The sequence below is a fragment of the Qipengyuania marisflavi genome (genome assembly GCF_005884405.1).
GTDB classification, from domain to species: domain Bacteria; phylum Pseudomonadota; class Alphaproteobacteria; order Sphingomonadales; family Sphingomonadaceae; genus Qipengyuania; species Qipengyuania marisflavi.
On record NZ_VCAO01000012.1, the window covers coordinates 25612 to 37104 of the forward strand.

Consider the following 11493-nt stretch of genomic DNA (forward strand, 5'->3'; position numbering starts at 1 on the left):
GCCAGACAGGCGGCGTAATTGCAACCGATTATCAATAGCGAGTAACGGACGCAGGTCAGCGTGCCGGATAGCGCAACCGACCAAGAAAACGGGTGACGCTGAAGTTTTCGCGGTCGGGGTTGAGCCATTTGGCCTTCACCTTCTCGAAGGTCATCACCCCGTCGATCCGGCGTTCAAGAAACGCACGGGTTTCGGCCTTGCCTTCACTGTCGTCATCGACAAACACCGCCAATGTCGAGCCATAGAGAGAGGCGAGAATCGTGCGCTTCGTATAGTGGTTGTAATCGGTCGCCGTGTCGCCAGCGAGCCGCCACATGACATCGGCGCTGTGCCAGCCGGCCTTAAGCGAGGCAGGCACGTTCTGCGGCATGGCCATCACGGCCAGCGCGCGGCGCAGCGCCTCTTCCTGCCCGGCCACCGCATCCAGCCGGAACTGGACCAGCGTGCGGATGCGTTCGCGAATTTTCATCGCCGCCAGCTTTTCGGGCGGCAGGGCCACTGCCATCGCCATATCGATGGTTTCAATCCAGGCGCGGATCATATCCATTGCGCGGTTGCTGCCGCGCTTGGCGTGAAACGCCAGCCGCGCGACATCGGGATCGGCACCTGCCTGCTGCGCCGCCATCTCCAGCGCGGCATCGCTCCAGCCATCGAATACGGCCGCATCAGCAATCGCCGGGGCCAGCGCGAGGCGCAATTCGTCAAGCGTCAGGTCAGCGGCAGTGACTGTCTCGTCCATGGGCTCAGGCTGGGCCATAGGTCGCCGCCCGCTCGCCCATCTCGCGTTCGGAGCGCTGGATTTCTTCCAGCACTTGCGATTTGGCGCCCATCAGCATCGCATAATCGCGCGCCGTACGGCCGGAATTGTCAGAGCGGTCAGGGTTTGCCCCCTTGCTCACCAACAACCGCACCATTGCAATATCGCGCCGGTGGACTGCGGAGATCAGCGGCGTTTCGCCAGCGGCATTGGTCACGTCCACTTCTGCACCGCGATCCAGCAGTGCCTCGATACCTTCGATGAAGCCGAGTTGTGAGGCAATTTGCAGCGGCACGACACCATTCTTGTCGGCAACGTTGGGATTAGCCCCCTTGGACAGCAGAAATTTGATCCAGGTGATATCCCGGCGCTGCGTCACGAGGTGCAGCCCGCTTTCACCTGAGGTTATGTCGCGCGAATTGACGACCGTGCTGCCCGGCTCGTTGAGCAGGTCGGTGACAACCGTCCCGTCGCGCTTCTTCACGGCATCGAGAAACTTGACCCCGTCTGTGGCGTTTTGCGCCGACAGCGGTGCAGCGAACATTGCGGCTGCCATGATTGACAGAATGAGACCCTTGGCTCGCACGCTTGCCTTCTCCGATTTTTCCGTAGACTTGCCCTTGGCATGCCCTTGCCCAGAGCGCGTTAGCAGACCATGAACGTGCTTGCCATGCTGAACAGAATTCCCCTGCTTGCCGCGCTTTCGGCGCTGTGTCTCGCCAGTTGCACGCCCACTGCCCAGCCGCCCGCACAAGAGCAGGCGGAGGAGCCGCCGCTGCAAGGGGCAACCATTGGCGGGCCGTTTGTACTGATCGCCGAAGACGGATCGACCGTGCGCTGGGATGATTTTGCCGGCCAGTACCGCATTATCTATTTCGGATACGCCTATTGCCCCGATATCTGTCCCACTGATGTGCAGCGCGCGATGACGGGGCTGAAGCAGTTTGCCAAAGACTACCCGCAACGCGCCGCCATGATCCAGCCACTGTTCGTCAGCATCGATCCGGAGCGCGATACGCCCGCTGTGTTGACAGAGTTTACGGACAATTTTCACCCCGATCTGATCGGCCTGACTGGTACGCCTGAGCAGCTTGAAGCAGCGGCAAAGGCATTCGCCTCGCCATTTTCGCGCGGTGAGGATCAGCCCGGCGGCGGCTATCTGATGGAGCATCTCTCCTACACCTATCTCTTCAGCCCTGAAGGCGAGCCGCTGGCGACATTGCCCACGGACGAGGGGCCGGAAGCCGTCGCTGCAGAGCTTGCCAGATGGGTCCGCTAAGGGCGCAATTCTGGGAGCTGCCGCTGGCTGCGCTCAACCGCGCCGAGTGGGAGGCTCTGTGTGATGGCTGCGGGCGGTGCTGCCTGCACAAGGTCGAGGATGAAGATACCGGCGAGATCGAGCACACCAATGTCGCGTGCCAATTGCTTGATTGCAGCACCGCGCAATGCCGCGATTACAAGCACCGCAAGGCCTTCGTGCCCGACTGTCTGCGGCTGACGCTGAAAATCGTGGATAATGTTCCCTGGCTCCCCGAAACCTGCGCCTATCGCCTCCGCGCCCGCGGCGCCCCGCTGCGCGACTGGCATTACCTGATATCAGGCGATCGCGAGAGCGTCGTGCGCGCAGGCATTTCCGTTGCAGGCCGCGTGGTCAGCGAAGTCGACGCCGGGCCGCTGGAGCATCACATCGTCGATTGGGGCGATAGTGACGCGGCGGAGGAAGCTGCATGATCGACTGGCTACGCCGCGACAATGTCGATCCAATGCTGGAAGTGGGCGGCCGCATCCTGCCTGTCGAGCTCAACCGCCACCGCCGCGCGCGGCGGCTGGTGCTGCGGCTGGCGCCCGATGGCAGCGCGGTGCGGATCACCTTGCCGCATTGGTGCCGGTCGCAAGAGGCGCTGGCCTTTGCCAAATTGCGCAGCGAATGGCTGGCGCAGCAACTGGCAAAAATTCCCGAACGCCGCGATCCGCTCAGCGAAGGCGCTCTGGATTATCGCGGCACGGCGCTGGCCATTGCCTGGGACGAAGCCAATCCGCGCAAACCCCGGCGCGGCGGTGACACATTGCATATCGGCGGCCCGGAAGTCGGCTTGCCCGCCCGGCTGCAACGCTGGCTGGAGAGCGAGGCATTGGCGTGTTTCACTGCGGATGCCGCCGATTACTGCGCGGCCGCTGCCCTGCCCGACGCGCCCGTTCGCCTCTCGCGTGCCAAGCGCCGCTGGGGCAGTTGTTCGAGCGAAGGCGTGCTGCGTCTGAACTGGCGGCTGGTGCAGGCACCCGATAGTGTCCGCCGCTCGGTCGTGGCGCATGAGGTCGCGCATCTGGTCCATTTCGACCACAGCCCCGCCTTCCACGCGCTGCTTGCCGATATCTACGAAGATGATGTCGCAGCGGCCAACAGCTGGCTCAGCCGCAACGGACGCGGGCTGTATGCGACATTTGGATAGGCTGGCGGACAGGCTGGCACCGGCGCGCAAATCCGCCTATCATCCAAAGCCATGCGACGTATGAGCCGATTCAATCCTGCAGGCGGTATTGCCGATTTCTGGCACGAATTCACGCGCCCCAACCCCTATCGCTGGCCGATCCTGCTGGCGTCCTTCGCGGCGACCGGGACGATGATGTATTCCTTCACGCAGGAGCGGGTGTATCTACCGCCGGACAAGCCACAGGTGAACTTCATCACCACCTTCGCGCCCGATCGCACGCTGGAGGAAATTCGCGCATCGAATTTGGCCAATCAGAAGATTAAGGAAAAGCGCGAGGCCGAACAGGCCGAGCGTGAGGAAGCGGCCAAGGAAGCATACCGCGCATTGGGCCGCGCCACCGGACTGGACGTCGATGCGATGGAGGCCGAGGCAAGAGCCGACAAGGCCCGCGAAGACGCGGCGGAAAAGGCACGAATGGACGCGCTGACAGCCCAGATGCAAGCAGCGGACAATGCGGTTGCAACCACTGGCGAGTGACGCGCGCTGGATGGCTGCGGCGGCCCGGCTGGCGTCGCGTGCACGCCCGCTGTCGCGCCCCAATCCGGGCGTTGGCTGCCTACTGGTCAAAGACACTATCGTTGTCGGGCGCGGCTGGACCCAGCCGGGTGGACGACCCCATGCCGAAGCCGCCGCCATCGCGCAGGCAGGCGTAGCAGCACGCGGCGCTACCGCCTATGTGACGCTGGAGCCATGCGCTCACCAATCCCCGCGCGGCCCGGCGTGCAGCAAGGTGCTGTCAGAGGCCGGGATTGCGCGCGTGGTGGTGGGCGCGAAGGACCCGGATCCGCGCACGGCGGGCGCCGGGATCACCCATTTGCGCAGCGCTGGTGTAACGGTCGAAATGCTCGCCAGCACAGCGGCCACGGACAGCCTTTCCGGCTATCTCACCCGCACCGCCCTCGCCCGTCCCCATGTCACGCTCAAGCTGGCGATCTCGCTTGATGGCTGTATTGCGCTGGCCAATGGGGAGAGCCAGTGGATCACTGGCGAGGCGGCGCGCGCGCATGTCCATTCGCAGCGTGCCCGGGCGGATGCCATACTGGTGGGCGGCGGCAGCTGGCGCAGCGACGCCCCGCGCCTCGACGTACGGCTGTCTGGCCTGGAGCATTGCATCCCGGAACGCTGGGTGCTGACCTCGAAAGCGGCAGACGGCGCGCGCAACATCGCCGCCCCCGCAGACATCGCGCAGATGGACGGCGTGCAATATCTCTATGTCGAAGGCGGCGCGCAGACCGCTGCCAGCTTCCTTGCCGCCGATCTGGTGGACCGGATCGAGCTGTACCGCGCGCCCATCATCATCGGCGGCGGCAAACCCGCGATTGCCGATCTCGGCCTGACCGACCTGGCCGCAGCGCATGGCCGCTGGCAGCATACCGAACGCCGCCAGCTTGGCAGCGACAGCTTCGACGCCTATCGCCGCACGCGCTAACAGGAGCCGCACCATGTTCACCGGGATCGTCACCGCCATCGGCACCATCACCAGCATTGAAGAACGGGGTGACCGCCGCGTGACGGTCGCTTGCGAATTCGACCCGGCCACCATCGACATCGGCGCCTCCATCGCGTGTTCGGGCGTGTGCCTTACCGTGGTAGAACTCGCCGGATCGGCTGGCGATGCGCGGATCGGCTTCGATGTATCGGCAGAGACAGTCAGCCGCACCGCCCCGGCAATGTGGGAGCAAGCCGCAAAGCTGAACCTTGAGGCTGCCCTGCGGCTGGGCGATGAATTGGGCGGGCATCTGGTCACCGGCCATGTCGATGCCGTCGGCCATGTCGCGCAACGCCGCGAGGAAGGCGGCTCCACCCGGTTGCGCCTGCGCGCCGGACCCGAAATTGCGCCCTATGTGGCGGAAAAAGGCTCAATCACCGTCAATGGCGTATCGCTGACCGTCAACACTGTGACCGACGAGACAGACGGCACCGTCCTGTTCGACCTCAACATCATCCCCCACACCGCCGAAGTAACCACGCTGGGCGCACTGGCAGAAGGCGATGCGGTTAATCTGGAGATCGACGTGCTGGCGCGGTATTTGCAGCGGATGCAGAGCCTGCGGGGGTAGTGGGGTGGCCGGTTTTGTGTATTTGGCAATTGTGCAGCAAGGCTGCCTAGCCGAAATTCCAGTTAAATAGATCAATCTGGCTGAGCGAGGCCGCAAAGTTGGGATGATCAGCAGCGATGGCCTTTGTAGCTTTCTGCATGTCCTTGCGAAGATGTGGCTTTAAGGCGCGTTCTGCATCCCTTAGATCATATTGATGAAGCGCTGCGAACATTGCAGTCGCAGTCACCCTAGCCTCTTCTGACAAATATCCCGCGCTCCAGCTTCGCCATCCGAAACCTCCAACATCTACGCTATGCTCCATATGTCGAGCCGAATTCGAAAGCAGGACGCCAAATCCAAGATAGATTGCGGCACAATCTGTTGCATGCTCCATGAGATCAGGGCCACCAGGCGGATCGCCAGCCTCGCACAGTAGGTAATGACAAAGCTCATGAGCAAAGGTTGCGGCGAGCGCGTCCGGTCGCTTTAACATGTCAGAAGAGTATCGAATGACTGCTCGGCCATTTTCGATGGAAAAGGTTCCGCAGGCTCCGCTGCCTTTGATCAGCTGGAGGTCAGGCACGTCCACACGAACATCTACTTTTTCAAGCTTGCAGTCCCATTGATCCATTCAGGCCATGCTGCGCACCGTCTCGAAGAGTTCGGGTGCCGTTCGCGCTGCCAAAAGAGCGGAATTATCGGGCAAGACAAATTCGGGCCGGATGTCGGCATCGTCCAGAACGTGTCGCAGCCATGCAAAACAAGCGACGAGCCATTCAAACTCGTTATTACATATCGGCGGCTTTGGGCGGAAGAACGGCATAGCAAAACACGGGGTGTATCCCCTTGCCATACGTAACAGAATGTGGCATATAATGGGGCATGACAACGAAGCCTCTCACTACCGCCCAGTTCTTTCGCCAGTTTCCGGACGACGAAACCTGCCTGCAACACCTGTTTGACGTTCGCTTTGGCGAAGGCTTTGAGTGCCCCAAGTGTGAGCGCGCCTCAAAGTGGTTCCGCATCAAAGCCGAGCGGGCTTATTCCTGCCAGTGGTGTGGTCACCACCTGCACCCAACCGTTGGAACGCCGTTTGAAAAGACGCGCACTCCTTTGCAGCTTTGGTTCTATGCCATCCACCTGTTCACCACGACGCGCCACGGCGTATCGGGCAAGGAATTGCAGCGTCAGCTAGGCGTCACCTACAAGACAGCTTGGCGCATGGCGAAGCTGATACGTGAACACATGGCGGACGTTGACGGCGAGCGCCCTATCGGCGGTCCCGGCACGAACGTTGAAATTGACGAAACGCTGGTCGGCGGCGTGAAGCGCGGCAAGCACAATCGCGGCAGTGCCGCCAAGACCGTTGTAGTGGGCGCTCTGGAGCGTGGTGGCGATCTTATCACTGCCGTGGTGCCAAACCAGCGCCGCGCTACTCTGGAGCCTTTCGTGACCGCCAACGTCCGTATCGGTGGCAATGTCCACACTGACGAACTTCGCAGTTATGCTAGCCTGTCCAACATCGGCTATCGCCATGCCCGCGTGAACCACAGCGCGATGGAATATGCGTATTACGATTATCGCCTTGCAGAGACGGTTTCGGTCAACTCAATCGAGAATTTCTGGCGGCACCTGAAATGCTCAATTAATGGCACCCACACCAGCGTCAGCCCGAAATATCTTGGCCTCTACGCCAAGGAATTCGAGTATCGCTTCAATCGTCGCAATCGTCCCGAAACGATGTTTTCGGAGCTGGTTTCGACTTTCCGGCCATTGAACGCAGGGTAGCGTCGAAGGCGGCTTCATCGCCGGTTTCGCCCTTACGTTCGGCTATGAATTGGGCGACGCTATCCTGCTGGCGGGCTTTCGTCAGAGTAATCTTGGGTTTCACCATCACTTATCTCGGGTTGCGCCACTAAGGCAAAGACGGTCTTGTAAATATCATACAGCACAATCGCGTTTGTCACTACCACCACAATCGCGATCGAATGAACGCTCGATTTAACGTAGTCGTTCTCTGGAAACTGCCCTTTTACTAGAAGGGCGACCGCACAAAGGCAGAAAGCCCAGAAGAGCAGGTATGCGCTGGACCTTGTTTCAGACCTTAGCGGTGTTGCGAAGCTTTTGTCTAATTCCACCCGCGCCTTAGCACTCCGGATAGAGCCCTGAAGGCGGCTCACTGACAGATGAATGTTGGCGACAGAAGCAAAAGTGATGGTCAGAATTACGATAAGAAAGGCCATAATTTCATGGGAAACAAAACCATCGAGAAACTTGTTGCCCGCCAACGGCTCGGGCGCGACGATCGTCACGCACAAAAGCACGGCAAGGAGCACGAATAAGCTTCCGGCGCGGTAGATTTTCATCGATTAAAGAGCCTCAAAATGACCTGTCGGATTAGGCTTGGTTGATCTAGCGAAGGCATTTGGTCGTCATCCACGACATCCGTTACCCGACCTCTCCCCGACGAGTAGAGAAGCTTGTTTCCACGACCACGAAGTTCGCGCTCGCCAGCACCTTGTTCGGCAATTTCGGCGTTTGCCCTCATCATCTCCGCTGTTGGATCCATCTTGCCTGGTTGTCCCTTAAAAGTTTCTTCGAGAATTTCATTCTGGGCCTGCTGTTGAACCGCCGTGTGATAACGCTGTGCTAATTCTTCACCCTCAAAAGCGTTTGGCGGGACGTATCTAAAAACGATTTTCGTGATCTGACTGCGATACTTCTCAACAGCAGCCCAATAATCTTCCTTCGTTTCAAAATATCTTACAAAAGCCTGCCACTGATTTAACTCAGTTTTTTTCAATAAGTAAGAGAAGAAAGATTCAAGAATTGACTTAGGCGACCCTACCGCGCTGCTCTCCATCCAGATTACTTGCGCTTTATCCAACGAAATAACAAAAAGTGCGGGCTCATAGTTCTCCGCAAGGTAAGGCGACAGGTCTGCATGTTTCAATGGCACCGGCCTCTCCTTGGCGAAGAAGCCAGCGGCAAACCCAGATGGGGCCTCAATTGGAATAAAGTTCACTTTCCAACCAGACCGATTGAGAAATGTGTGCGGCGAACCGAAAGCGCTAGTAAGGAAGTCGGTTCTGGAAGGTATCTGTGGCTCATTGCCAATATCGTCGAGCAAGCCACCGGGCTCGTCCCGAGCAAGCGAGACGCGCATCTTTTCAAATTTTGCCATTTATCACCCCAACTAAAACGGGATGACAGTAGTGGCAACGCGAACCGAGTCAATTCCGTATGCGAAGGGGATACACCCCCAAAACACCGGTTATTATGCAGGAGCAGTCAAGGTCACACTTCCCATTCGCCTCATTTCTCACCCACTCCGACAACTCGCGCTGGCTAATTACCCAGCAGACCCGATCACATCCGCCAGTGCAGCTATGAACTTCGGGGTGTTGCCTTCATGCAGGCCGGCCACATTGATGCGGCCTGATCCGGCCATGTAAATGCCGTGATCCTCGCGCAGGCGGGTGATCTGGTCCTTGTCCAGCGGCAGCATGGCGAACAGGCCGTTCTGCTTGCCCAGCGCCGCCAATCCCAGTCCGGGCACCTTGCCATCTGCCGCCGCCAGCCGGGCGCGGACGCGGCGCATGCGGGCGCGCATTTCGTCCAGTTCGTCCAGCCATTCCTTCGTCAGCCGCTCGTCACGCAGCACAGTGCGCACTGCTGCACCGCCATGATCAGGCGGCATCGACCAATTGGCGCGGGCCAGCGCATTGGCGTTGGAGGCGATGGCGGAGAGCTGGTCGGACCGCTCTGCCATCATGTAAAATGCCCCCACGCGGTCACGGTAAAGGCCGAAATTCTTGTCACAGCTATAACAGATCAGCGCCTCTGGCACGGCGGCCAGCACACGGCGGACACCGGCGACATCCTCGTCCAGACCGTGTCCCAGCCCTTGATAGGCGATGTCGAGGATCGGCAGCGATCCATGCTCGGCAAAGGCGTCGGCAATCGCATCCCAGTCTGCTGCGGTGTAATCAATCCCGGTGGGGTTGTGGCAGCATCCATGCAGCAGCACCGCCCCGCCCGTGCCCGCAGCGCGGATCGCGCCCAGCACGGCATCGACATTGGCGGTGCCATCGGGGTTGGCGTGATCGAAAGTCACCGCCTCCACACCGACATCCTTAAGGATCTGCACATGATTGGGCCAGCTGGGCACGCCCATGTGGATCTGGCGCACACCAGCCTGATCAGCCAGCGCCACCGCCAGCCGGACCGCGCCGGTGCCGCCGGGAGTCTGCATCCCTTCAAGCCGACCCTTCATCGTCGCGTCTTCGCCAAAGATATAGGGCATCAGCGCCGAGACGAAGCCGGTATCGCCTTCAGGGCCAAGATAGCTTTTGCTGTCCTGTTCATTGACCAGCACCTGCTCCGCCTTCTTTATCGCGCGGAACACCGGGGTCGCACCGCTATTGGTGCGATAGACGCCGACGCCAAGGTCGATCTTGTCCGCCCGGTGATCGGCGGCGTGCATCTTGATGAGCGCGAGCAGGGCATCGGCGGGCTGGGCTTCGAGGTTTTTGAGCATGGCCGCCTCTTTGCCAGATGCGCGGAGGGCCGCAACAGGAAATCCTGCCGCAGCCCCCGAAGATGCCCGTGATATTTACGTATGCGCGGCGCGCTGGCTTAAAATGGCAGCCAGCGCTGCTTCTTGGAAAACCGCATATAGCCGGCATTGACGCCCAGCCGCAGGCCCGCGCCCATGCGGATCGGGATCAGCACCACATCGCCCTTGCGCATGTAACTGGCGGTGACGCCGCCCACCAGATAGGCCTGTCCCTCGCCCGCCGGAAAACGTTCGTACAGCTCTTCGCTGTCATAAAGATTGTAGACCAGCACAAAGGTGCTGCCCGCATTGGCACCTGCATCAAAGCCGATCGAGGGGCCGGTCCAATACACCGGACGCTCGCCCTCCACCTTGTGATACAACGTGCCCGAGCCATAGCGTGCACCGACGATAAATGCGCCGCCCGCCTCACGTCCGACGATATAGGCATTGGGCTGGCCCTGATCCTTGAGCAGGTTCTGGATCATCTTGGCAACGCCTTCGGCACCCTTGCCAAACACGCCCTCAGCCGCGCCGATCAGATCATCCTCGCGGTAAGTGGCATCGTCCTGCGCTGCAGAATCAGTGGTTTCAGCGGGGTCCACCGCCGGATCGGGCGCGGCGCTTTCGGCGGCCTGTTCGGACCAGCGCGGTGCCGGGTCGACGGTTGCCTGAGTCGTATCCTCAATGGCTGGCTCGGCCGCAGGTTCGGCATAGACCGACTGGTCACCCGGATTCTCTGCCAGATCGCCGTCAATGGCCCCGCTGGCCGCAATGTCAGGGTCGATGGTCTCCACCTGAGCCGACAGCGGGCTGGCGATCAGCGCGGCAGCCGCCAGCGCAGCACAGCCGCCCTTCCGTAAGGCACCCAAGGTGGTGGCGAATGTAAAACCGGTCATAATTCCCTCCATGCGACCCACGCCGGGCGGATCGCTGCCCGACGAGAAGAATCGCTTTGTCGGCCCACGGCAATGAAACCGCGATGAACCGAATCGGAAATGCGCCGAGGCGAGTCCGCCAGCTATCTCGCGCTGCGCCCAATCAACGCTTGAAGGCATGGGTGCGGCTGGTTATAGCGCGCCCCTCGCATCGCCACCGAGCATGCGGAGACGTGGGTGAGTGGCTGAAACCAGTTCCCTGCTAAGGAACCGTACTCGAACTGGGTACCGAGGGTTCGAATCCCTCCGTCTCCGCCATTTACGGCTTGATCGGACTATACGATCTCCCTGCGCAATACCTGCGCTCTTACTCAAAGCGCTGCATTAGCCCAAGCCCGCGCATATCGCCGTAGTTTCTATACGTGCGTCTAGATTGGACTGTTGCATATCGACTGGGTATGAGTGGCGGAGCTGTCAGTCTAATCGCAACTTGTCTCTGCTCGACGGAGTTTCTCCTGCCCTACCAAGTTTCAGCCCATGAGGTTCTGCCACTCAGCCAGTGCGGCTGAGCGGGATGTCTTGTAAGTCTGTCTATCGAGGAGGTGGCGCTGGGAGTTGAAGTGGTTGTGGACGTTGGCGTGAACCGAAGCGAACTTCTGCAGCGACTTCATTTGCCGAAATCGCAGCATTGCAGGCTCTCGTCGTCGGAACGGTAGGTAGCTTTTCTCAGCTCGATTATTCAACCAGCGCCCCATCTCCCGGCGGTCCA

General features: G+C 60.3%; 15 protein-coding genes and 1 tRNA gene. 8 read left to right on the plus strand and 8 right to left on the minus strand.

What is annotated here, in order from left to right:
- Positions 1-55: 55 nt before the first annotated feature.
- Complete coding sequence (locus tag FEV51_RS12740) at positions 56-757, minus strand: COQ9 family protein (protein WP_425466633.1); 702 nt, start codon at positions 755-757, stop codon at positions 56-58.
- Positions 744-1301 carry an ankyrin repeat domain-containing protein gene (locus tag FEV51_RS12745; protein ID WP_246034563.1) on the minus strand — a complete coding sequence of 186 codons (558 nt, stop codon included), beginning with the start codon at positions 1299-1301 and terminating at the stop codon, positions 744-746. The genes FEV51_RS12740 and FEV51_RS12745 overlap by 14 nt, the downstream gene beginning before the upstream one ends.
- Before the next feature lie 111 nt (positions 1302-1412).
- Between FEV51_RS12745 and FEV51_RS12750 the strand changes: the two genes are divergently transcribed.
- From FEV51_RS12750 to FEV51_RS12775, 6 genes are read left to right on the plus strand one after another with little or no spacing between them, the layout of a single operon-like run.
- Positions 1413-2036, plus strand: coding sequence for an SCO family protein (locus tag FEV51_RS12750; protein ID WP_246034564.1), 624 nt, complete (start codon positions 1413-1415; stop codon positions 2034-2036).
- Positions 2024-2488, plus strand: a complete 465-nt coding sequence (locus FEV51_RS12755) for a YcgN family cysteine cluster protein (protein ID WP_138619463.1) — start codon at positions 2024-2026, stop codon at positions 2486-2488. The genes FEV51_RS12750 and FEV51_RS12755 overlap by 13 nt, the downstream gene beginning before the upstream one ends.
- Complete coding sequence (locus FEV51_RS12760) at positions 2485-3207, plus strand: M48 family metallopeptidase (protein WP_138619465.1); 723 nt, start codon at positions 2485-2487, stop codon at positions 3205-3207. The genes FEV51_RS12755 and FEV51_RS12760 overlap by 4 nt, the downstream gene beginning before the upstream one ends.
- Before the next feature lie 60 nt (positions 3208-3267).
- The gene (locus FEV51_RS12765) at positions 3268-3726 is read left to right on the plus strand and encodes a hypothetical protein (protein ID WP_246034565.1); all 459 of its coding nucleotides are present in this window, start codon (positions 3268-3270) and stop codon (positions 3724-3726) included.
- Positions 3701-4678, plus strand: coding sequence for a bifunctional diaminohydroxyphosphoribosylaminopyrimidine deaminase/5-amino-6-(5-phosphoribosylamino)uracil reductase RibD (gene ribD, locus FEV51_RS12770; protein WP_246034566.1), 978 nt, complete (start codon positions 3701-3703; stop codon positions 4676-4678). Before FEV51_RS12765 ends, ribD begins: the two co-directional genes overlap by 26 nt.
- 13 nt (positions 4679-4691) lie before the next feature.
- Positions 4692-5309 (plus strand): riboflavin synthase, encoded by a 618-nt coding sequence (locus FEV51_RS12775; protein WP_138619469.1) that lies wholly within the window; start codon positions 4692-4694, stop codon positions 5307-5309.
- Positions 5310-5355: 46 nt separating this feature from the next.
- Here FEV51_RS12775 and FEV51_RS12780 read toward each other — a convergent pair whose 3' ends face one another.
- Positions 5356-5919, minus strand: a complete 564-nt coding sequence (locus FEV51_RS12780; protein ID WP_138619471.1) for a hypothetical protein — start codon at positions 5917-5919, stop codon at positions 5356-5358.
- 251 nt (positions 5920-6170) lie between these two features.
- On the opposite strand from FEV51_RS12780, the gene FEV51_RS12785 reads away from it, so the two are divergent.
- A complete protein-coding gene (locus tag FEV51_RS12785; protein ID WP_138619473.1) occupies positions 6171-7076 on the plus strand; it encodes an IS1595 family transposase in 906 nt (301 codons plus the stop codon).
- A gap of 59 nt (positions 7077-7135) precedes the next feature.
- Here the strand turns inward: FEV51_RS12785 and FEV51_RS12790 are convergent, their stop codons facing one another.
- The 4 genes from FEV51_RS12790 to FEV51_RS12805 form a co-directional block, all read right to left on the minus strand.
- On the minus strand, positions 7136-7654 hold the full coding sequence (locus FEV51_RS12790) for a hypothetical protein (protein WP_138619475.1): 519 nt from the start codon (positions 7652-7654) through the stop codon (positions 7136-7138).
- Complete coding sequence (locus FEV51_RS12795) at positions 7651-8472, minus strand: hypothetical protein (protein WP_138619477.1); 822 nt, start codon at positions 8470-8472, stop codon at positions 7651-7653. Before FEV51_RS12795 ends, FEV51_RS12790 begins: the two co-directional genes overlap by 4 nt.
- Before the next feature lie 168 nt (positions 8473-8640).
- Complete coding sequence (locus FEV51_RS12800) at positions 8641-9828, minus strand: amino acid aminotransferase (RefSeq protein WP_138619479.1); 1188 nt, start codon at positions 9826-9828, stop codon at positions 8641-8643.
- A 98-nt stretch (positions 9829-9926) separates the two neighbouring features.
- A complete protein-coding gene (locus tag FEV51_RS12805) occupies positions 9927-10745 on the minus strand; it encodes a DUF1134 domain-containing protein (protein ID WP_138619481.1) in 819 nt (272 codons plus the stop codon).
- A gap of 206 nt (positions 10746-10951) precedes the next feature.
- Here FEV51_RS12805 and FEV51_RS12810 point away from each other — a divergent pair.
- A tRNA-Ser gene (locus tag FEV51_RS12810) sits at positions 10952-11042 on the plus strand.
- 212 nt (positions 11043-11254) lie between these two features.
- Here FEV51_RS12810 and FEV51_RS13270 read toward each other — a convergent pair.
- A partial coding sequence (locus FEV51_RS13270) for a DDE-type integrase/transposase/recombinase (protein WP_222927463.1) occupies positions 11255-11493 on the minus strand: 239 nt, incomplete at its 5' end.